The organism is Streptomyces sp. NBC_01775, from assembly GCF_035917675.1.
GTDB lineage: Bacteria > Actinomycetota > Actinomycetes > Streptomycetales > Streptomycetaceae > Streptomyces.
On sequence record NZ_CP109104.1, the window covers coordinates 6,781,732 to 6,803,285 of the forward strand.

17 protein-coding genes and 1 pseudogene are annotated in these 21,554 nt (G+C 73.0%); 6 read left to right on the forward strand and 12 right to left on the reverse strand.

The window, feature by feature from the left end; genetic code table 11:
- Position 1: 1 nt before the first annotated feature.
- The 3 genes from OHB04_RS30205 to OHB04_RS30215 all read left to right on the forward strand — a co-directional run bounded on the left by OHB04_RS30205 (position 2) and on the right by OHB04_RS30215 (position 3,553).
- A complete protein-coding gene (locus OHB04_RS30205; RefSeq protein ID WP_326692987.1) occupies positions 2–832 on the forward strand; it encodes a sugar ABC transporter permease in 831 nt (276 codons plus the stop codon).
- Positions 833–899: 67 nt separating this feature from the next.
- The gene (locus OHB04_RS30210) at positions 900–2,546 is read left to right on the forward strand and encodes a glycoside hydrolase family 13 protein (protein ID WP_326690793.1); all 1,647 of its coding nucleotides are present in this window, start codon (positions 900–902) and stop codon (positions 2,544–2,546) included.
- Positions 2,543–3,553: a LacI family DNA-binding transcriptional regulator gene (locus OHB04_RS30215; protein WP_326808697.1), complete on the forward strand. Its 1,011-nt coding sequence runs from the start codon at positions 2,543–2,545 to the stop codon at positions 3,551–3,553. Before OHB04_RS30210 ends, OHB04_RS30215 begins: the two co-directional genes overlap by 4 nt.
- A 31-nt stretch (positions 3,554–3,584) precedes the next feature.
- Here the strand turns inward: OHB04_RS30215 and OHB04_RS30220 are convergent, their stop codons facing one another.
- From OHB04_RS30220 to OHB04_RS30255, 8 genes and pseudogenes are all read right to left on the reverse strand, one after another.
- Positions 3,585–5,186, reverse strand: a complete 1,602-nt coding sequence (locus OHB04_RS30220; protein ID WP_326808698.1) for a sensor histidine kinase — start codon at positions 5,184–5,186, stop codon at positions 3,585–3,587.
- A 93-nt stretch (positions 5,187–5,279) separates the two neighbouring features.
- Entirely contained in the window at positions 5,280–6,020 is a 741-nt protein-coding gene (locus OHB04_RS30225) for a response regulator transcription factor (protein WP_326690796.1), read from the reverse strand.
- A gap of 70 nt (positions 6,021–6,090) precedes the next feature.
- Positions 6,091–6,888, reverse strand: a complete 798-nt coding sequence (locus OHB04_RS30230; protein ID WP_326690797.1) for an intradiol ring-cleavage dioxygenase — start codon at positions 6,886–6,888, stop codon at positions 6,091–6,093.
- 222 nt (positions 6,889–7,110) lie between these two features.
- Positions 7,111–9,069 carry a hypothetical protein gene (locus OHB04_RS30235; RefSeq protein WP_326690798.1) on the reverse strand — a complete coding sequence of 653 codons (1,959 nt, stop codon included), beginning with the start codon at positions 9,067–9,069 and terminating at the stop codon, positions 7,111–7,113.
- Positions 9,070–9,234: 165 nt separating this feature from the next.
- The gene (locus OHB04_RS30240) at positions 9,235–10,389 is read right to left on the reverse strand and encodes a histidine kinase (RefSeq protein ID WP_442814988.1); all 1,155 of its coding nucleotides are present in this window, start codon (positions 10,387–10,389) and stop codon (positions 9,235–9,237) included.
- Positions 10,390–10,436: 47 nt separating this feature from the next.
- The gene (locus tag OHB04_RS30245) at positions 10,437–13,604 is read right to left on the reverse strand and encodes an alpha-N-acetylglucosaminidase (protein WP_326808699.1); all 3,168 of its coding nucleotides are present in this window, start codon (positions 13,602–13,604) and stop codon (positions 10,437–10,439) included.
- 62 nt (positions 13,605–13,666) lie between these two features.
- A complete protein-coding gene (locus tag OHB04_RS30250) occupies positions 13,667–14,314 on the reverse strand; it encodes a response regulator transcription factor (RefSeq protein WP_326690800.1) in 648 nt (215 codons plus the stop codon).
- A gap of 323 nt (positions 14,315–14,637) precedes the next feature.
- Positions 14,638–15,063: pseudogene (locus OHB04_RS30255) on the reverse strand (FAD-dependent oxidoreductase); the annotation flags it as partial.
- A gap of 67 nt (positions 15,064–15,130) precedes the next feature.
- On the opposite strand from OHB04_RS30255, the gene OHB04_RS30260 reads away from it, so the two are divergent.
- Complete coding sequence (locus OHB04_RS30260) at positions 15,131–15,760, forward strand: helix-turn-helix domain-containing protein (RefSeq protein WP_326808700.1); 630 nt, start codon at positions 15,131–15,133, stop codon at positions 15,758–15,760.
- Between the two features lie 10 nt (positions 15,761–15,770).
- On the opposite strand, the gene OHB04_RS30265 is transcribed toward OHB04_RS30260, so the two are convergent.
- Entirely contained in the window at positions 15,771–16,394 is a 624-nt protein-coding gene (locus OHB04_RS30265; protein WP_326808701.1) for a TetR/AcrR family transcriptional regulator, read from the reverse strand.
- A gap of 120 nt (positions 16,395–16,514) precedes the next feature.
- Here OHB04_RS30265 and OHB04_RS30270 point away from each other — a divergent pair, with 120 nt between their 5' ends.
- Complete coding sequence (locus OHB04_RS30270; protein ID WP_326808702.1) at positions 16,515–17,549, forward strand: hypothetical protein; 1,035 nt, start codon at positions 16,515–16,517, stop codon at positions 17,547–17,549.
- 74 nt (positions 17,550–17,623) lie between these two features.
- On the opposite strand, the gene OHB04_RS30275 is transcribed toward OHB04_RS30270, so the two are convergent.
- A complete protein-coding gene (locus tag OHB04_RS30275; RefSeq protein WP_326808703.1) occupies positions 17,624–18,577 on the reverse strand; it encodes an FAD-dependent oxidoreductase in 954 nt (317 codons plus the stop codon).
- Between the two features lie 221 nt (positions 18,578–18,798).
- The gene (locus OHB04_RS30280) at positions 18,799–19,632 is read right to left on the reverse strand and encodes a S1 family peptidase (RefSeq protein ID WP_326809557.1); all 834 of its coding nucleotides are present in this window, start codon (positions 19,630–19,632) and stop codon (positions 18,799–18,801) included.
- A 572-nt stretch (positions 19,633–20,204) separates the two neighbouring features.
- Here OHB04_RS30280 and OHB04_RS30285 point away from each other — a divergent pair.
- Positions 20,205–20,780, forward strand: coding sequence for a GNAT family N-acetyltransferase (locus tag OHB04_RS30285; RefSeq protein ID WP_326808704.1), 576 nt, complete (start codon positions 20,205–20,207; stop codon positions 20,778–20,780).
- A gap of 54 nt (positions 20,781–20,834) precedes the next feature.
- Here OHB04_RS30285 and OHB04_RS30290 read toward each other — a convergent pair whose 3' ends face one another.
- The gene (locus tag OHB04_RS30290; RefSeq protein WP_326808705.1) at positions 20,835–21,503 is read right to left on the reverse strand and encodes a maleylpyruvate isomerase family mycothiol-dependent enzyme; all 669 of its coding nucleotides are present in this window, start codon (positions 21,501–21,503) and stop codon (positions 20,835–20,837) included.
- Positions 21,504–21,554: the final 51 nt, after the last annotated feature.

Genomic DNA, 21,554 nt, shown 5'->3' on the forward strand with positions numbered 1-21,554 from the left:
GATGCGCACCCGTAAGCGGACGCCGGCGGCGTCCATCGGACTGCACGCGGGGCTGCTGCTCGGCACGGCCTGCGCGCTGTTTCCGCCGCTGTGGCTGCTGGTGACCTCGTTCAAGCCCACGAGCGAGTCCTTCTCCGCCGCTCTGGTCAAGGACTTCACCCTCGGAAACTATCGGCATGTTGTCGCCGACACGCATTTTCTCAGCTGGTTCGGCAATTCGGTTATTGTTGTGTGCGGCACTACCGTTGTCGGCGTTTTTATTTCCGCGACCACTGGTTATGCGCTCAGCCGGTTTCGCTTTCCCGGGATGCGGTCGCTGATGTGGGTGCTGCTCATCACGCAGATGTTCCCGATGGCCGTGCTGATCGTGCCGCTCTACAACACGATGGCGAAGCTGGGGCTGCTCAATCAGCCCGTGGGTCTGATCGTCACCTATCTGACGGTGGCCGTGCCGTTCTGTGCGTGGATGATGAAGGGCTTCTTCGACACGATTCCCGTCGATATCGACGAGTCCGGGAGGGTGGACGGGCTCAACCCGTTCGGGACGTTCTGGCGGCTCATCCTCCCGCTGGCCAAACCCGGTCTCGCGGTGACCGGCTTCTACACCTTCGTGACCGCGTGGGCGGAGGTCGCCTACGCGACCGCCTTCATGACCGGCGAGGAGAACCTCACCCTGGCGGGCGGCCTCCAGACCTTCGTCAACCGTTACGGGTCCGACTGGGGTTCCATGACTGCCGCTGCCGTCATCATCGCCGTTCCGGCAGCCGTGGTCTTCGGCTTCGCCCAAAGGCATTTGGTGTCGGGGCTGACGGCGGGTGCGACGAAGTCCTGACGTTTTTCCGCTCTTTCTTCTTTCCGTTGCCGGGCCGGGCCAGTGGCGGAACAACGATGAGGATCACATGGACCAGCACAGCAGCGCCCCTGAATCGGCCGAGGCCCGTACCGGGCTGGCTACCACGGTGAATGAGGCCCGCTCAGGCGACTGGTGGCGGGACGCGGTGATCTACCAGATCTATCCGCGCTCGTTCGCCGACGGCAACGGTGATGGCATGGGCGACCTGGAAGGTGCCCGCGCGAGGCTGCCGTATCTCGCGGAGCTGGGTGTGGACGCCGTCTGGCTCAGCCCGTTCTACGCCTCGCCGCAGGCCGACGCGGGGTACGACGTGGCCGACTACCGCGCCATCGACCCGATGTTCGGCACCCTGCACGACGCGGACGCGCTCATCCGTGACGCGCACGCCCTGGGCCTGCGCGTCATCGTGGACGTCGTCCCCAACCACTCCTCCGACCGGCACGAGTGGTTCCGGCGCGCACTGGCGGGGGATCCGGCCGCCCGCGAGCGCTACCACTTCCGGCCGGGGAAGGGGCCCTCGGGCGACGAGCCGCCCAACGACTGGGAGTCGATCTTCGGCGGGCCGGCCTGGACGCGTACCGAGGGCGGGGAGCGGCACTGGTATCTGCACCTGTTCGCGCCCGAGCAGCCCGACTTCAACTGGGAACACCCCGCCGTACAGGACGAGTTCCGCTCCGTGCTGCGCTTCTGGCTGGACATGGGCGTCGACGGCTTCCGGATCGACGTCGCCCACGGGCTGGTCAAGGCCGCCGGGCTGCCCGACATGGGCGACACGGGACAACTGCGGCTGCTGGGCACCGCCACGCTGCCGTTCTTCGACCAGGACGGGGTGCACGAGATCTACCGCTCGTGGCGCCGCGTCCTGGACGAGTACCCCGGACAGCGCATCGGCGTGGCGGAGGCGTGGACGCCCAGCGCGGAGCGCACGGCGCTGTACGTGCGAGACGACGAGCTGCACCAGGCCTTCAACTTCCACTACCTCAACACCGGTTGGGACGCTGCGGCGCTGCGTGCCGCCATCGACGAGTCGCTCGGCTCCCTCGGCGCCGTCGGCGCCCCCGCGACCTGGGTGCTGTCCAACCACGACGTCGTACGCCACCGCACCCGGCTGGGCGGCGGCCACGCCAGGGGCCGCGCCGCCTCGCTGCTGATGCTCGCGCTGCCCGGCTCCGCCTACGTCTACCAGGGCGAGGAGCTGGGCCTGCCCGAGGTGCGGGAGCTGCCCGCCGAGGTGCGTCAGGACCCCGCGTTCTTCCGGACGGCCGATCCGGTGGGCGCGGCGGGACAGGAGGGGTTGCGGGACGGGTGCCGGGTGCCGCTGCCGTGGGAGGAGAGCGGCAGCTCCTACGGCTTCGGCAGCGGCGGGAGCTGGCTGCCGCAGCCGGCGGGGTGGGGCGCGCTGTCCGTCACCGCCCAGACCGGTGACCCGGAATCGACGCTGGAGCTGTACCGCACGGCGCTGCGGCTGCGCCGCGCACGGCCCGAGTTGGGCGACGGCGAGGAGCTGGAGTGGCTTCCGGCGCCCGAGGGCGTGCTGGCCTTCCGGCGCGGCGGCTTCGTGTGCGCGGCCAACACCGGCACCGGGCCCGCCGCCCTCGGCTTCCCCGTCGGCGAACTCCTGCTGGCCAGCGGCCCGTTCGACGGAGGCGCCACGCTGCCGGGGGACACCACCGCCTGGTGGGTGCGCGGATGACGAGCCCCGCTCCGGCGCGGCTGGCCGACCTCGCGGCGCACGCCGAGGTCAGCGAGGCCACCGCCAGCCGCGTCCTCAACGGCAAGCCGGGCGTTGCCCACGCCACCCGACAGCGGGTGCTGGCCGCGCTGGACGTGCTCGGGTACGAGCGCCCCGCGCGCTCCCGGCAGCGCAGCGCGGGCCTGGTGGGGCTGGTCATCCCGGAGCTGACCAACCCCATCTTCCCCGCGTTCGCGCAGGTCATCGAGCAGTCCCTGTCCGGATACGGCTACACGCCCGTGCTCGGGACACAGCTGCCGGGCGGGGCGACCGAGGACGAGCTGGTCGGCCAGTTCGTGGAGCGTGACGTCGCCGGGATCATCTTCTTGTCGGGCCTGCACGCCGACCTGACGGCGGATCCGGGCCGCTACGCGAAACTGGCGGGCCGGGGCGTGCCGTTCGTCCTCGTCAACGGCTACAACGACGACATCAGCGCGCCCTTCGTCTCCCCCGACGACCGGGCGGCGGCCACGATGGCCGTTGCGCACCTGCGTGAACTGGGCCACCGGAGCATCGGGCTGGCCGTGGGGCCCGAGCGCTTCGTGCCCACCCGGCGCAAGGTGGAGGGCTTCACACGGGCGATGGAAGCGGCGGGCGCGACGCCCCGTATCCAGCACACCCTGTTCACCGTCGAGGGCGGGCACGCGGCTGCCGGTGCGCTGCTGGACGCGGGCTGCACCGGACTCGTGTGCGGCAGCGACCTGATGGCGCTGGGCGCCATCCGGGCAGTCCGCCAGCGCGGGCTGGCGGTGCCGCGCGAGGTGTCGGTCGTCGGCTACGACGACTCGGAGCTGAACGCCTTCACCGATCCGCCGCTCACCACCGTCCGCCAGCCGGTGGGCGCCATGGCGAAGGCGGCCGTGCACGCGCTGCTGGAGCCGATGGGCGGCAGCCCGATGGGGGACACGGAGTTCGTCTTCCAGCCGGAACTGGTCGTGCGCGGCTCCACCGCGCACGCCCCCGGCTGACCGGGCCCGGTGGCTGACCGGACGCCGGGGCTCAACCGGTCCTTCCCACCCGGGACTTGGCGGCGAGGGCGCCGCGGGCGAAGCAGAGCCGGTAGGCGTCGCCGGAGTTGAGGGCCGTGCTGTAGTAGACGCACCGCTGGCCCTCGGGGGTGCGCGGCGCCGCGTCCGGGGGGCCGTCGCGGGTGAACATCGGCATCCGGTCCTCCACCTCCGCGCGCGGCGTGCCGGGCCGCAGACCCGCGTAGGCGTCCTCGTCCAGCACCGACAAGGAGGAGCTGACCAGGCTCACCGGCAGCGACAGCAGCAGGATGCCGACGACGACCGCGAGCGGCGCCAGCACCGTCTGGGTGAGGCTGCGCCGCAAGCGCTGCCTGGCCAGCGCCAGTTCGCGGGCCGAGGTGCTCGACCCGGGGCCGGGGCCGAGGCCGGGCGTCGCCTCGTGTACGGCGTGTACGGCGTTCACGGCGCTCACCGGGAAGGCTTCTCCCGGGGGCTCCGGCGCTGCGGACGCCCCCACCGGCGGTTCGGCGACCGGGAGTTCGGCGGTGACCTCGAAGCCGCCCTCGCCGGTCGGGCCCGAGCGCAGCGTGCCGCCCGCCAGCCGTACGCGCTCGTCGAGCCCCACCAGTCCGGCGCCGCCCGAGGCCAGTCCGCGCCCGGTGTCCGGCGCGGCGTCCGACGGCGGGTCGTTGGCGACGGTGACCGTGCACCGGGCGTCCGCGTACGCGAGCGTGACACGTACCTCGGCGCCCGGTGCGTGCTTGGCCGCGTTCGTCAGCGCCTCCTGGACGACCCGGTGCGCGGCGTGCCGGGCCATCGGCGGCAGCCCGTCCGCCGCCTCCCCGCCGGCCAGGGTGACCGTCAGCCCGCTGGCCCGCGCGCCCTGTACGACCTCCCGCACCGTCCCCGCGCGCGGAACGGTCGGCGCCTCCTCGCCGTCCTCGCGCAGCACGCCGATGATGTCGCGCAGCCGCGCCGTCGCCGCCGCTGCCGCCTCCCGCAGCTCGCCCGCCGCCGCCCGTTGGTCCGCGTCGAGGTCCGGGTCGACCTGGAGCGCCCCGGCCCGAACGGCGAGCAGCGTCAGGTCATGGCCCAGCGAGTCGTGCATGTCCCCGGCGATACGGGCCCGTTCGCGCAGCCGCGCCCGGTCGGCAGCCGTGCGCTGCTGCTGCTCCAGCTGTCCGGCCAGCCGCCAGCCGGTGCCCACCAGCTCGGTGTACTGCTTGCGGTGGCGCCCCAGCATCCACGGCAGGCCCGTGGCCAGCAGCAGCGTCAGCAACTGGGTGGGCCACGCCCACAGCTCCCGCTGGACGAACACACACAGCGGCAGCCCCGCCAGGGCGACGGCGGAGAGGAACCACAGCGCCGGGCGGGCCGCCACCCGCTGTCCGGCCAGGTAGCCGAACACCGCCAGCGCGGGCCAGTACTCGGGCGCCAGCAGCTCGGTGCTGGCGGCCAGCCCCATCGCGACCGGCACCGCCACCCCGGCCAGCGGCCACCGCCCGCACACCCGCGCCGCCACCACCAGCAGCGGCACCGCCACCGCCGCCGTCAGGGTGTCCTGGCCGTGCCGTTGGACGGCGGCGGCGAGCGGGGCCGCGCAGACGAGAGCGGCCAGCAGGAGAAAGCGCATGCACCGAGCATCGCCGAACGCGGGGCCCGGTACCTCTGTCGAAAGTGGTGGTCCGGTGCCACGGTCAGCCGTCGTCGGCCCGCTCCGCGCTCCTCACGCCGGTTCGCCCACGTCGTCGGAGTCGCCCGCTTCGTCCGCGTCGGCCGCCCCGTCCACCAGGCCCGCCTCGTAGGCGAGGATCGCCGCCTGGACGCGGTTCTTCATGTCCAGGCGGGCGAGTATCTGACTGACGTACGTCTTCACCGTGCCCTCGACGACGTGCAGGCGTCCCGCGATGTCGGCGTTGGACAGCCCGGCCCCCACCAGCGAGAGGACGTCCCGCTCGCGGGGGGTGAGCCCCGCGATCCGCGAGCGGGCCGTGGCGCGCCGGCCGAGCTGCGCGGTGTCCATGTGGGAGATCACCCTGCGCGCGACGGCGGGGGAGAGGTAGGCGCCGCCCTCGTGCACGGCGCGGATGCCCGCCAGCAGCTCGTGCGGGTCGCCGGACTTGAGGACGAAACCGGCTGCGCCCGAGCCCAGCGCGCTCGCGATGTACTCGTCCTCGGAGAACGTGGTGAGCATCATCACCGCCGTCTCCGGCGAGGCACGGTGCAGTTCGGCGGCGGCGCGCAGTCCGTCCAGCCTCGGCATCCTGATGTCCAGCAGGCACACATCAGGGCGGTGCCGCAGCGTCAGCTCGACCGCCTCGCGCCCGTCGGCCGCCTCGGCGACGACCTCGATGTCCCCCGCCGAGCCGAGGATGGCCCGCACCCCGGCCCTGATCATCGCCTCGTCGTCCGCGAGGAGAACCCGCACGGGTCCGCCCGCCCGGCGCTCCTGCTCTGTCCTGTTCACGGGATCAGCGTAAGAGACGCGGAGAGGCCGGCCCGGGCCGATGACGCGGACCCGGGCCGGTCCCGCAGGGTCACCCGGCGCTGTTGACCCCGACGGTCAGCGAGCCCGCGTAGCCGTCGGACGGGGTGGAGCCCAACGCCTTCAGCGTCAGGAGGCCGGACGTGGCTCCGCCGCCGTCGTAGATGGAGTCCTCGTCCAGGGTGACGCGCTCCGTCTCGTTCGTCGGATACGGGTCGGTCGCGGCCACCTGTTCCGTGGTCTCCTCGGCGAAGAAGAGCTGGCCTGTGTGGATCACTTCGCCGCCGCTGTACGAGCCGTCGTCCGTCAGCTCGACATCCGTGTGCACCTTGAGATGAATGTGCACGCAGCGGCCCCGGTACCACCCGGGGTAGACCGTGGTGAGCTTCGCGACGCCGTTCTCGCCGCTGAGGACGCCGCCGCGCAGGAAGGTGCCGTTGTCCGGCTCCTCGTGGCCGTTCTGGCCGACGAAACCCGAGTATTCGCCGAGCGCGTCGGCGTGCCACAGCTCGACCAGGGCCTTGGGGAGCGGGGCGCAGTCGTTGGCCTCGTCCACGACGGTGAGGGTGAGTTCCAGGGGGATGCCCGTCTTGTCCTCGCGGATGTCCTCGCGTACGAGGGCGCCGTCCAGCCAGTACGGGCCTTCGGTCACCTCTTTGGTGAGGGAGCAGACGGCGGCGCCGGCCGAGCCCGGCGCGGCGGCCGGGGCCGCGCTGGCGGAGGTGGCCGATCTGGCGGTGACGCCCAGTCCGGCGGCCACCGCCGTGGCGCCGCCGGCGATCAGAAGTTTCCGTCGGCCCAGGGGGAAGGACCGTCGCTCTGCGTTCTCTGAGGCTGAAGAGTCTGTCATGTACGCGGAATGTAGGGGGGCTTGCTGTCAGTTTCCTGTGAGAGACGTAAAGCCGAGCTCGCGCAAGCTCTCTTCCGGTCAGGGGGCGCCCGAAGGGGCGCGGGGAACTGCGCGCCCAGACCGAAAGCACCCGCACTCTGCACACCACAGGCAGGGGCAGCCCCTGCTCAGCACCAGGGAAGAGGGCGACAGAAAGGTCAGCCGGAACACGCCGCAGGCACGTCAGCGCAGGGGCGCGACCCGGCTCCCATCCTCCCGCTCGCCCGACAGTTCAGCGCGCGCGCCGGGCCCGGCGGGCACCGCCAGGGTGCCGCTCCCCACGGCGGCGGAGCCACCGGCGCCGGGCCGCAACCCCGTGCCGCGCACCCGCACCCGGGACACCTCGTAGCTGCTCGCGGCGAGCACGTACCAGTGCCCCTCGCTCGACTTCCACAGCACCCCCGTCACCACCGCCCGCCCGCGCGGCCCGCACGCCGGGGTGTTCTCGGCGCGCGATGCCGCGGCCCCCGGCCTGCCGGGGGAGCGCGCGGGGGCCTGGAACTGCGCTATCGCCCTGGCCCCCGTACCCCGCCACGTGCCCGCCCTGGTGCACACCCAGGCAGCCTCGCCGTCGCCCTCCGGCAGCCGCTGGCGCGCGAACTCCCAGGAGTTGACGGACTTCACGCCGCCGGCCAGCACGGCCGGGAAGTGACACGCCGTACGGGCCAGCCGGGTGCGCGCCGCCTCGCTCGTGGCGGGCCCGCGCTTCTTGCCGTCCGTCAGCCGGGCCGGGGGCAGCTCGCCCAGATCCGTGTAGAGCTCGACCTCCGGCGCGATCTCCTCGCTCCCGGTCAGCGCCACCCCCGGCCAGCTCTCGCAGCGGCGCGGGTTGGTCACCGGGGTGCGCATGCGCGCGGTGACCCCGTCCCGGTCCCTGGCCAGTTCGCGGCTCCCCTTGTCCGCCGGGTCCAGCAGATCCACCACGGCCGCCGTCCGCACCCACGGCGCCGTCAGATAGCGCACCTCGCCCTCGGTGCGCGAGATGACCAGCGCCCCGGAGGAGGTCGCTCCGGCACCCGCCGTGCGGGCCAGATCCAGCGCGACGCCCACCTCCTCCGTCTCCCCCCGGTCCAGCGGCTCCGCGTACCGGGCGACCCGCAGCCCGTCGTGCAGCAGCACCACCGCCATGCCCTCCAGCCGCCCCGCGTACAGCAGTTGGGGCGGCCCCGCCGGCGGCCCCGCGGGGGTGCCGCGCACCGCGGAGACCCGTACGTCACCGGCGGGGTGCGCCCAGGTGGCCAGCGCCCGCTCCAGCAGGGCCTCGTCACGGCGCAGCGGACCGCGCGCCGGCCACGCGGAGAAGTCCGCACGCGAGGCACGCCGCCACGCGCCGGGCCGCACCCGCGTCAGCGCGCCCGGATCGAGGGCGCGCTGCGCCTCGGCGTTGCGCGCGTACGGCGGCCTCGCCGCGCTGTCGGGGCCCCACGAGTCACCGGGCGCGCCCAGCAGCCCCAGGCACGCCAGCACCGCGAACCCGGCGGCGAGCGCCGCGCGCTTGTGCTGGCGGCGGCGCAGCAGATCGGTCGGCCGGGCGTGGAGGGCGCACGCGTCGAACTCCCCCGACTCCAGCAGCGAGCCGTCCTTGCTGCCCGCCGGTGTCTCGAGGGCGTTCGCCTCCGCGAGCGCCCCCTCCGGATCCGGCACCCGCAGCTCCCGCAGCAGCCGCCGTATGTCCGGCTCCGCCAGGCCCTCCAGCCCGCGCAGCACGTACGCGGCCCGGCCCGCGGCCGACACCCTGGACAGCGCGTGGTCCAGGGTGAGTTCGTCGGCACCGGCGACGCGGGGGAACAGCCGCAGTCCCAGCACCCACGGCAGCAACCCGGGCAGCAGCGGCAGCGCGCGCAGCCGGCAGGGGCCCAGCCTGCGCGGGCGCTGGGCCGCCAGCGCGGCGCGCAGCACGCACAGCCGCAGCCACACATAGGCCGGATCCGGCCTGACCCAGCCGGGGACTCCCGTACGGGGTCCGGGGATCGGCAGCTGCGAGGTCGAGACGCGCCCGTGGGGCAGCGCCCGCTGGGTCAGCGCGTGCGCCGCCAGCACCCGCCGGTGCCGGCCGAGCCTCGGGGGCAGGACGAGATAGGCGAGGCGCACGAGTCTCGCGTAGTGCTCGACGAGCGCGGCCTCGGCCTGCTCGACGTCCACCGCGCTGGACGGTGTCCACGAAGCCGCCGCTGAAGTCACTTCCCGGGCAGTCACATTGGTCTGAACGACCCATTGTTCCTACGGTCACCACGACCGCTGCCGTGCGCCCCGCCCGCCGGCCTCAGCCCGAGCGCCCGTGGGCCTCAGCCCGAGCGCCCGCCGGCCTCAGCCCGAGCGGTCGGAGGGGACCACCTCGGAGGGACCCAACGGGACAGCCGGGACCTCCAGAGTGACCATGGTGGGGCCGCCCTCCGGGCTGTTGAGCGCGAGGACGCCGTCGAACTGCGCGAGCCGCCGCTGCACCCCCTGCATGCCGGTGCCCTTCTCCAGGGAGGCCCCGCCCTTGCCGTCGTCGGTGACCGTCACCCGGATCATCGGGCCGGACGAGGTCTCCGCGTACAGCACGTCGAGCCACACCCGGGAGGCCGCCGCGTGCTTGGCGGCGTTGGTGAGGATCTCGCTGACGGCGAAGTAGACGGCGGATTCCACCGGTTCCTCGAAGCGCCCCGCCAGCTCGATGTCCTCCGCCACCGGCATCTGCATCCGCAGCGCCAGCGCCCGCAGCGCGTCGGGCAGGCCCCGCTCGGCCAGCACCGGCGGATGGATACCGCGCACCAGGTCGCGCAGCTCGGTCAGTGCCTCCGCCGAGTTCTCCCTGGCCTGCGCGATCATCTGCTTCGCGCGGACCGGATCCCGCTCCACCAGCGCCTCGATGGTGCCCAGGCTCATGCCCATCGCGACCAGCCGCGCCTGGGCGCCGTCGTGCAGATCCCGCTCGATACGGCGCAGTTCGGCGGCCGAGGAGTCCACCGCGTCGTGCCGTGTCTCATACAGCTGCTCGACCCGCCGGGCCAGCAGCATCTCGCGGGTGGGCTCCAGCATCGCCTTGGTGAGCCGGTGGTTGAGCGGGAGCATGGGCGGCAGCAGCGCGGTGGTGAAACCGGCCGTCATATCGGCGGGCAGCCACGCCATGTCCCGCCAGGTCGCCGGGTCCTTCAGCAGCAGCGTGCACCGCTCGACCTGGCCGACGATGCCCTTGCGCAGGTCGAGCGGGAAGGGTCGGTACGGCTCGGGCACCCCCAGCCCGCCCCACCTGTCGACCAGCTTCCGCCTGCGGTTCGCGTAGGCGCGCACCCCGCCCTGGGCGAGCGGGGTGGTGACCACGCCGACCCCCACGGGGATCAGCACGATCGAGACGACCGACAGCACGAACAGCATGATCGACAGGGGGAGGGAGACCAGCGCGAGCGCCGGGCCCCGCACGAGGGCGAGCATCAGCTCGTGTGTCTGCACCGCCGCACGCGGTCTGTCCTCTGCCACGATCCTCTGCCTTCTGCCCTGAACTTCTCGCCGGGAGCCAGGGCCGCCTAGTGCGTCACCCAGCCGTCGAACTCCACCGTCGCACGTGCGCCGCTGCCCCCGTTTGTCGCCGTCATGAACAACCCGGCGTCCAGCTTGGCTGACGCGCCCGGGACGGCGACGGTTGCGACAGTACGCCAGGTCTTGCCGTTGTCGGTCGACAGTTCGCCTTTGAAAGAGCCGCCCGAGCGGGAGAGCCGCAGCAGGACGGGTGCCTTGACGCCGGTCACGCGCCGGTAGGTGTCCAGGGTGCCGTTGCTGTCCGTGTCGTAGGACAGCACCACCCCGTTGCCCGGGGTCACGGCCAGGTTGAGGAAGCCGCCGGACTTGGCGTCCGCCAGGTCGTCGCGGGCGATGATGCCCGCGCGGGCCCAGGGACCCGAGTCCTCCTGCGAGACGACCTTCACCGTCACCGAGGCGCCCTCACCCAGCACACCGGGCCGCCAGACGGCACCGAACTCCGCTGTCGCCTTCCACAGGTCGGCCCCCGCCCCGTTGATCGCGTACCGCCCGTCCACCTGCCCGAACACGGCCGCGTTGGTGGTCACCGTACGCACCCCCGGGGGCAGTGGCCCGGCCAGGAAGAGCCGGCCGCCGCGCCCGGTGGTCACCCGCTCCTGCCCCTCGGGCCCGTACTGCACCTTCACGTCGTACGACAGCGGCTGCAAGGGGTCGGTCAGCGGCCGGTCGGGCGTGGTCACCCGCCAGCGCACCCGCGCCTCGCCACCAGGGCCGACGCCCGGCAGCGAGGTCGGGTCCTGCGGCTGGGCGCCGTCCAGGCCGCTCAGCGAGAGGTCGACGGCGCCGGTCGCGCGCAGCCCGTTCTCGTTGCGGAAGGTGGCGGTCAGCGTGCTGTCGCCGCCCGGCTCGACGGCCTGCGGTTCGGCGGTGACGGTCAGCGAGCCCTGGTACGGCGCCTTCGCGAGCACCTCGTGCACCCGCGAGGCGATGCCGTACGCGTCGCCGACGGGCCGCATCGGATAGTCCTTGGCCTCCCGCGTCCAGGGATCCTCGACCGCGTACCAGTCGAACTTCTTCAGGTCGCGGCCTTGTTCCAGCGCGTCCTGCGCGTCGTCGAGGAACGCCTTCCACTGCGGCAGGTGGAAGTCGCCGAGCAGGCCCTGCCAGTCGCGGTTGGCGTAGTTGGCCAGATGGCCCCCGTCGGCCGTCGGCCGGTCGGCCCAGGTGGTGACCAGTACCCGCGCCGTGCGCTCCAGCTTCGCGCGCTCGTCGGCGGAGGAGGCCGAGCGCCTGGCCGCGTCCAGCCAGGGCCCCAGCAGGAACGCCCGGTGCCCGCCGGACATCTGCTCGCTCAGCTCCATCAGCTTCAGCCACAGCGCGGCCAGCCGCTTGAAGGTCGCCGTCTCGCCCTGCTGATAGGCCGACTGGAGCTGCGGGATGAGCATCCAGGAGCGATTGGCCAGAACCTGCCGCCCGGTGTCGGTGAGGTCGTAGCGGTACGCGTCGTTGCCGCGCAGCTTCTCGGCGACGCCCAGCAGCCCGGCGAAGGCGGCGTCGAAGCCCGGCATGTCGAAGGCCGGGGTGTGGGTGGCGTAGTAGGTGCCCGAGCGGGCGGTCAGCGCGGGACGGGAGACGAAGACGCTGTCGTGCGGGCGCCCGTCCGTGCTGCTGATGCGGTACGCCGTATCGCGCAGTGCCGCCATCGCCTCGCGGGCCCTGGCGTCCTCGCCGCCGTAGCGTGCCCGCGCGTACCCGGCGAACCACTTCTCGCGGTCCACGGCCTCCTCGCACCAGGCCAGCTCGCTGAACAGCTCGGCCGCCGCCGGGTCGCGGTGGGTGGCCTCCGGCATGTAGCAGGTGCCGGCCAGCTTGCTCCCCGGCTTGTCCCGCCAGGTGGTGAAGCGGTCCGCCCACATATGGGTCTTGGCGCCGATCGTGGTGCGCCCGCCGAAGTTGGGGATCGTGCCGAACGCGTACGGCACCCCGCCCCAGTCCTGCTCCCGGTCGGTGACCCGCTCCAGGTCCGAGAGGCCGTCGACGATGAGCATGCGCTGCTTGTCCGCGAGCGCGTCCAGCAGCTCTTTGCGCGGGTTCTCCTGCCAGCCGAGAATCACCCAGGTGGCGCCCGGCCGCGCCGTCTGAAGCGCCTTCTCCACCGCGCGCGCCGCGTCCGGCACCGGCACGTCGCCCGGGTCGCCGCCCTCGTGGAGCAGGTCCATCTTGAAGTGGGCGGCCTCGCCGAACAGTTTCCGCTGGTGCGTGTAGAACGCGGCGGCCACCTTACGGAAGACCGCCGTACGCGGATCCAGCCACGGCGGACGCGCCAGCCCGTTCCAGGTGCCCTGGGGGATGGTGCGCCCGCCCGGGTTGCGCTCGGTGAAGTCGGCGGGGACGGTGCCGAAGTAGCCCGGCAGCACCGGGCGCATTCCCAGCTCCCGCATCCGCGCCACGATCCGCTGCCCCAGCTCGGTGCGCTTCTTCAGCAGCGCCGCGCTGACGGGCCCGCCGTAGCGGTCCATGTTCTGCAACAGCCACCAGGGCTGATGGGTCGGCGCCGGGATCCAGGCGCGGGCCTCGGCCTCGCTGTACCCGAAGCCCTGGAGCAGCCGGTGGTAGACGGCCTCCTGGCCCGCGGTGACCAGCACCTCGTTGCAGCCGTGCAGTGCGAGGACGTCGAGGAAGCGCTCCCAGTGGGCCCAGTCGGCGTAGGGCGCCGTGTAGCCGTCGTGGGTGTCGTTGAGCGCGAAGCGGTGCGCCACGGTGGCGCGCTGCGCGTGCGGTGACCTCGGCGCCGGGAGGGTCTCGGGCAGCTCCAGCTGGGTGCCCGACCAGGAGATATGCGCGTCACAGCTGTACTTCAGGTACCAGTGCACGCCCGTCAGCAGCGCCACCGGACCCGTACCGGCCACATGGACCTGGCCCGCGCCCCCGGTGACCTTGAACCGCTCGGGGCCGCCGATGAGCTGGAGCGTGATCTGGCTGCTGTGCCGGGGCAGCAGCCGCCGCACCGCCTCGGCCGCCGGTCTGGTGGCGTCGGCCCCCGCTCTGCCGGTGCCCTCCGCGCGCGCTTCATCCGCTGCCATGGCTGGGATGTACCCCGTCCCCAGCGCGAGACCCGCGCCGAGCGCCCCCGTTGTGCCCAGTACGGCGCGCCTGTTGAAGGGGTGGGTCGTGTGTTTTCCGTGCGGCTCGTGCTTCTTGTGCGGCTCGTGCATAGGGTGCCTCCACTGCCGTAAGTGACCAAAGACACGTACGGGGAGGCACGCTAACGACTCGGTCAGCCTCGGTCGAGGTACGCGAGTACGGCGAGTACGCGTCGGTTGTCGTCGTCCGAGGGCGGCAGGTCGAGCTTTCCGAAGATGTTGGAGGTGTGCTTGGCGACGGCCCGCTCGGTCACGAACAGCTGCGCCGCGATCGCCGCGTTCGACCGCCCCTGCGCCATCAGCTCCATGACCTCCTTCTCCCTGGAGGTCAGATTCCCCAGCGGCTTGTCCTGCGAGCGGCGCGTCAGCAACTGCTGGATGACCTGCGGATCCATGGCCGTACCGCCGTCGGACACGCGGCGCACCGCGTCGATGAACTGGTCGGCGTCGAAGACCCGGTCCTTGAGGAGATAGCCCACGCCGCCCGTGCCGTCCGCGAGCAGCTCACGCGCGTACAGCTGCTCGACGTGCTGGGAGAGCACCAGCACCGGCAGCCCCGGCCGCTTGCGGCGCGCCTCCAGCGCGCACTGGAGCCCCTCGTCGCTGAACGACGGCGGCAGCCTGACGTCCACCACGGCGACGTCGGGCTGTAGTTCGGCCAGGGCCCGGCTCAGCTCGGGCCCGTTGTCGACCGCGGCGGCGATCTCGAAGTCGAACGCCTCCAGCATCCGCACCAGCCCGTCCCGAAGCAGGAAAAGGTCCTCGGCGATCACGACACGCACGGAAACTCCAAATTCGCAGCGGGCTGGGCCGTATGGCGGCAGGTCGCTAAGAATCTACCGCCCCCGCCCCATCCCCCGAACGAGAACGAGACCCTGCCGACGGCGGCCCCTCTCTTCCCGCCGCAGCGGCGCCGCACCTCGGGGCGGCGGCCCTCTCTTCCCGCCGCAGCGGCGCTGAGCCACGACGCCACCGGTCCGGCGGTGCCAGGCTTCGGGGGTGGGGCCCCATTTCCCCGGGCGCGACGGCGCAAGCCCGCCGCATCGGCCCGGTGGTGCCGAGCAAGCTCCGTCGCATCCGTGGGCCCAGGCCCACAGCCCCCGGCTCACAGCCGGCGGGCGGCGACTGCCTGGCGGGTCTCCTCCTCGATCAGGTCGGCGTTGATCTGCCCCGCCGCCGTGGCGCCGCCCGACGCCGCCGCGCCGACCTGCGCCATCAGGTCGGTGGCGTTGCCGGCGACCCACACCCCGGGTACATCGGTGCGGCCCCCCGCGTCGGAGGGGATGTACTCGCCGGCCCCGGTGGGGTGCTCCACCGCGCGCAGCCCGAGCGCGGCCAGAAAGCCGCCGCGGGCCACCATCCGCGTCGCGACCGCCAGCGCGTCCCGCGGCACGACCGTGCCGTCGGTCAGCCGCACCCCCGCGAGGCGGTCCTCCGCGACCTCCAGGGACGCCACCTCGCCGCGCACCACACGGATGCCACGGGCGGCCAGCCGCTCCGCCTCCTCGCCCGCCGGCGGCGGCGCGGTGTGGACACCGACCATGCGCGCCCCCGCCGCGAACGGCAAACTTACTTGCCGGACTGGCAAACTGGGTCGCATGGACAACGACCACGACCTCGGACAAGCGCTCGACGCGGTCGGCCCCCGGCTGCGCGCGCTGCGCCAGCGGCGCGAGACCACGCTGGCCGAGCTGTCGGCGGCGACCGATATCTCGGTGAGCACCCTGTCCCGGCTGGAGTCCGGCACCCGCCGGCCGAATCTCGAACTTCTGCTCCCCCTGGCCAAGGCCCACGGCGTCACGCTCGACGAACTCGTCGACGCCCCGCCGACCGGAGACCCGCGCATCCACCTGCGCCCGGTCACCTCCCACGGCATGACGATGCTGCCCCTGACCCGTCGCCCCGGCGGCATCCAGGCGTACAAGCTCGTGATCCAGCCCGGCGACCGCCCCAACGACCCCGACCCCCGAAGCCACGAGGGCTACGAATGGCTCTACGTCCTCAACGGGCGCCTGCGCCTCGTCCTGGGCGAGCACGACCTGGTGCTCCCACCCGGTGAAGCGGCCGAGTTCGACACCCGCGTACCGCACTGGTTCGGACCCGCCGAGGGCCAACCGGTCGAGTTCCTCTGCCTGTTCGGCAGCCAGGGCGAACGCGCCCACCTCCGCGCCCGCCCAGAGCCCCGCGCCGACCCCGATCCCCGCGAGCAGGGCGAGCCCCGCGAGTAGGGCGGATGCCTCAGCCCGCCGCGGCCGGCCCCCGGTGCCGCACCAGAGGCAGGTACACCTCGTCCACGATCTCGACGAGCACCTCGTCGGGCGCCGATGGGTACCCGCGCACCACGAATTCGTTGCGCAGCAGGACCATGGCCACGGTCGCGACCCGCGGGTGAAGCGCTTCGGGGGCTGCTTCACCGCGGGCGACCGCGCGCCCCAGGACGGTCAGCCAGGGGGCAGCCGCGGTGTCGCCGGGCTGTTCCCGCAGCTGCGCCAGGAGTTCCGGCGTGCCGCCGGCGGCGGCGAGCAGCTCGCGCAGGACGGCGCCGTAGGGAGAGCTCCAGTTGCGGTTCGCCATGCGCAGCAGTTCGAGTACGTCGCCGCGCAGCTCGCCGGTGTCGGGGGGCTGGACCGTCGTGGTCAGCTGCCGATAGGCCGCGATGCCGAGCGCGAGGCGATTCGGCCAGCGGCGGTAGAGCGCGTTCTTGTTGGTGCCCGCACGGGTGGCGACCTTGTCCATCGTCAGCCCGGCGTATCCCGACTCGGTGAGTTCGTCCACCGCCGCGCCCAAGATCGCCTCCTCCAGGGCGGCCCCGCGTCGCCGCGTCCGCCCGGCGCCTGACGACGTCTTCGGATCCTCTGTCATGGCCTCTTCCTGCAAGCGGTACTGAAAGTACCTTCCCATTTTGGTTGCCACGCCTGAAGTGCGGCAACTACGGTACGGTGCGTACCTTAAATATTCCGTCGTCAGCAGAGGACATGACGCATGCGTGCCAGAGGCATCAGCTACGACACCGGCTTCGTCCGCAACGGAGCGAGCTCCCGCAAGCTCTTCGACCCGGAGACGGTCCGGCGCGAGCTGCGCATCATCCGTGACGACCTGCGCTGCGACGCCGTCCGCGTCATGGGCGGCGACCCGGAACGGGTGGAGCTGGCGGCGGGGTACGCCGCCGACCTGGGCCTGGAGGTCTGGTTCTCCCCCTACCCCCTGGAGCTGACCGCCGAGGAGATGCTGGAGCTTTTCGCCGACTGCGCCGAGCGCGCGGAGCGGCTCAGGCAGCGGGGAGCCGAGGTCGTGTTCGTCGCCGGCGCCGAGCTGAGCTTGATGGACAAGGGGTTCCTGCCCGGCGAGAGCACCGAGGAACGGGTGGCGCTGCTGAGCCGGACGGACAGCGTGCGCGAGCACATCGGCGAGGTAGGCGTACGGGTCAACGAGTTCCTCGGCAAGGCCGTGGCACTCGTCCGCGAGCGCTTCGGCGGCAAGGTGACCTACGCCGCCGTGCCATTTGAGCGCGTCGACTGGGCACCCTTCGACATCGTCTCCCTGGATCTCTACCGCTCGGCCGAGACCGCCGACCGGTTCGCCGAAGGCGTCCATGACCTCACCGCGCGGGGAAAACCGGTCGCGATCACGGAGTTCGGCTCTGCCGGATACCACGGCGCGGGCGAGCGGGGCGCGCACGGTCTGGAGATCGTCGAGTACGACGAGGACGCCGGTCCTCTGCGGCTGAAGGGTGAGTACGCCCGCGACGAGGCCGGTCAGGCCGCCTATCTGCGCGAGCTGCTGGAAGCCTTCGACGCGGGCGGCATCGACAGCACCTTTGTGTTCACCTTCGCGCTGTACGACCACGTGCACCGCCCCGACGGCGACCCCCGTGACGACTTGGACCTGGCCAGCTATGGCATCGTCAAAGTCTTCGAGGACCGCCTCGGCACCACCTACCCCGACATGCCATGGGAGCCCAAGGCCGCGTTCACCGCCCTCGCCGACTTCCACGGCCGACCGCTGGGGGAAGGCTGACGACCACCGGGGGCTGACGACCACGGGGGCTGACGGCCACCGGGGCTGACGGCCACCGGGTGAGCGCTGACGCGTCACGGCCCGGAGGGCGGCGGATAGTGGGCGGTCAGCGCGGCGGCGGCGCCGGAGCCGTGGGCCGTGGTGATCCGCTGGTGGCGGGGGGAGCGCAGATCGCCGGCGGTGTGGAGGCCGGGCGGCTGGGCGTCCGGGGGACAGTACCCGTGCGCGTCCCGGTGCAGGGAACCTTCGGGGGCTGCCGGGCGTGAACCGGCGTTCACGAGGAGCTGGTGCGGCGCGAACGTCCCCGTGGTGCCGTCCGCGAGGTGCGCCCGCACCTCATGTCCCGGCGCCCCGCCCCCGCCGCTGACCGGGACCACGCGCACTTCACGCACTTCGTGCAGCTGGACGCGGGGATCGCCGGCCAGTTCGGCGGTCTTGTACGCGTCCGCCGGGGGATACAGCACCTCCAGCCGCGCGTCCGCCTCCGGGTGGGCACGCAGCCAGGTGCCGAGGGGACGGTCCGCGCCCAGGACCAGCGCGTGGGTGAGCCGGGGACCCGTGCGCCACAGCTGCGGGACCGTCATTCCGTCGGGCACGTCCACCCACGCCACGTCGGTTGCCTCCAGGGACTCGACGCCCGTCGCGACGACGACCGCGTCGCCGGTGTACGCGCGTCCGTCGTCGAGCGTCACCCGGGCCCGCTCGGCGCCGTGCGGCGCGGTGACCCGTACCGCACGGCCCCGTACGGCCATGCAGCGTCCCGTCGCTGTCAGCCGGGCGATGTCCTGGGCCATCGCTCCGGCGAGCGCCGGGCCCGTGCGCCAGCCGCCGGGTACGTTCTCGAGCGCGTCGATGTGCCAGGGCTTGCCGCCCACCCGCTCCGCCGCCTCGATGAGCGTGACCCGCGTGCCCACGCTCGCCGCCATCAGCGCCGCCGCGACGCCCGCCGGTCCGCCGCCGACCACGACGAGCCCGGAGTGGGTCGCGCTGCCCGCGCCGACCCCCGGATCCGCAACGTCCTCCGCCATGCCGTGCACGGTACCCGCGTGGGCGGGAGGCCCCGCGTGAACGGGAGGTCCGCGTGGGCGGGAGGGTTCTCGCGAGTGGGGGAGGGCCCCCGCGCCCGCCCGTCCCCCCGGAGGGGAAGGGGTGAGGGAAGGGCGGGCGGCGGGAGCCCCGTCGAGGTGGGCGGGGAAGGGGCGCACACCCCTCAACACTCGGGTGTGCGCCCGCTCCCACCCGGTACGCGTCAGCCGATGACGCTCTTGATCCAGTCGCGCTGCTCGGCGGCGCTCGTGTAGATGTCGGGCGTCGTCGCGCAGTCGCCGACCGAGCGGCTGGTGATGCCCGCGAGCTGCCAGCGCCCGGCCGCCTTGGTCAGGGCCGCGGCGCCGGAGTCGCCTCCGCACGTTCCGGCGTTGCCGCCCGGGTTGTCGGTGCAGAAGTCGCCCTCCGCGATGCCCCAGGCGTCCCCGTCCTCCGGGTTGGAGACGCACTTGGGGGTGTCGGGCGCGAGGACCGGCAGGTCGATCTCCTGGTGCTTCACCGGGAGTTGGGCCGGGTTGTTGTCGGTGGCCTTGGTGTAGCCCCAGCCGGTGGCCTTGACGGTGTCCCCGGCGGCGGGCGTCGTGGCGGCCAGCGCCGCGGGCTTCTGCTTCACCTTCTCGGACAGCTGGATGAGCGCGATGTCCTGGCCGCTCGCCCTGTCCTCGTGGTACGTCCAGCCCGGGTTCACCTTGAACTGCTTGACGCCGACGACGGTGCCGCCCTGAGTACGGTCCAGGGAGCCGACCCGCACGTGGTAGAGCTTCGGGTCGTACACCTTCTCCGCGGAGACGCAGTGCGCGGCCGTCGCGACCCAGTCGGGGGCGATCAGGGTGCCGCCGCACGCGTGGGAGTTCGGGTTGCCGTCCCGCTCCTTCTGAAGGGAGACCACGAACGGGTACTTCTCGGTGGACTCCTTGCCACCGATGATCTTCGTCTCGTATCCGGAGTCCCCGGAGCCCTTCGCGGCGCCGGTGCTCTCGCCCGCGTAGGCGGCCGTGGCGCCCGTGGCACCTATGACGCCCGCGGCCAGCCCCAGTGAGAGAGCGGTGACGGCGGCTGCGCGCGTGGCCCCGCCTCTTCTGCGGGTCTTGCCGGTGATCTCTTCGGGGGTCTTGCCGTGGGCAGGGCGCGAACCGGGGGTTTCTCGCGAGTGCTTGATGAGCTCTTCCCTTCGCTTTCCGTCCCCTTCACCGGAAGGGGACGCTGGGGGGATGTACGCGGGTCCGATGCGGGTCCGGTACGTGGCCCGGTGCTGGGGCCAGGAAGGTGCGTGGAGCTCATGCGAGAGCGCCTCATCCGTACCCTCCGTTGACCCGCGTATCCCTGGTCACAGGAACTGCGGGGTCATCCCATCCCCTCAACGCCCTTGTGTCCAAGCCTTTTTGGGGAGCGAAGACGGGAACGCGACACGGAGGATGAGATTCCGTGACGGCGCTTCTGCGGGGGAGGGCGCGGGGTGGGAGAGGGAACAGGGGGCGGGGAGCCGGGGGCGGGGCTGAGCCCGGGGAAGCGGGGCTGAGCCCGGGGAAGCGGGGCTGAGCCCGGAGAAGCGGGGCTGAGCCCGGGAAAGGAGTGGCCTCTTCCCCAGGGCGCGCCGATCATGCGGAAGTGACAGAAACCCGATTCAAAGAACTGGGCCGAACGGCCATGGAAGCGCTGGCGGCCGGAGAACTGGACGCGGGCTCCCGCGCGGTGGGGCTGGACCTGCCGGACCTCTTCGTGAGCGAACGCGCCCGCTGGCTGTGGCGCTACCGGCTCACGCAGATGGCCGCGGACCCCGAGGGCGCCGCGTGGTGCGTACGGCAGGTCCTCGTCGGGGTGGACGTCGGGGTGGACGCCGGGGTGGACGTCGGGGTGGAGGACAGCGGCGGTCAGGGCACGCGGGAGGCGGTCGTCGGGCACGCCGGGTTCCACGGGCCGCCCGACAAGGCGGGGATGGTGGAGATCGGCTACGTCACCGTCCCCGCGTACCGCCGTCGCGGCTACGCCCGCGCGGCCCTCACCGAACTGCTGCGCCGCGCCGCCGCCGACCCCTCCGTAAGCGTCGTACGCGCGACCGTCGCCCCCGACAACGTGGCGTCCCTCGCGACACTCGCGCCCTTCGGCTTCACCCACGTCGGGGAGCAGTGGGACGAGGAGGACGGGCGCGAGCTGATCTACGAGCGGTCGGCGCGCGCGGAGTAGCGCCCGCGCGGGCCCGCCCTCCCCGCCGGTGTGCCCCACCCCTTTCGGGTCCGGCTACGCGTAGATGTGCAGCTCTTCCTTCGTGGCTCCGGAGAGGGCGTAGGCGGCGGGATCGGGGAGCGGCCGGTCCGCGTAGAGACGGAAGAGAGTGGGGGTGTCGGTGCACAGGGCCGCGGGCGGGCGCCCCTCGCGCGGGTTCCCCAGGGGGAAGGGCTCCGCGGAGCTGTCGCTCAGCGTGACCCGTACCAGTGGGGTGTCGCGCCGGGTGCGGGCGGCCACGGTGAGGAGCGCCAGCGCGTCTCCGCCCGACGCGTCGGCGTACGCACCCGGCAGGCCCCACGCGTCTCGTACGTCACCCGCGTGCACCCACTCGCCCAGCGCCACGGTGTCCAGAAGGCCGTGTGTGAGCCCCGCGATGACGGGGCCCGCCTCCGTCATCGCGCGCTCCAGCTCGTCCACGACCTGGGCCGGAGACCAGTCGGCGCGCTCGGCGACGTCCGCCGCGTTCGAGGCGTCGGAGAACACGCCGGGCTCCAGCCGGCCCTCGACGATCCGTACGAGCGCGGCGGAGCAGTGCGCCAGGACCTCGCGTACGTCCCAGTCCGGGCAGGCCGTGGGACGGGCGAAGTCCGCCTCCGGCGCGGCCCGCAGCAGGGGCACGAGCGCGTCGCGCTCGGACAGTAACAGGCGTTCCGGCAGCTCAGGATCACGGTCGGCACTCATGCGCCGTGACTTTACGGGGTGCGGCTGTGCGGGGACGAAGGTATTGTTCGC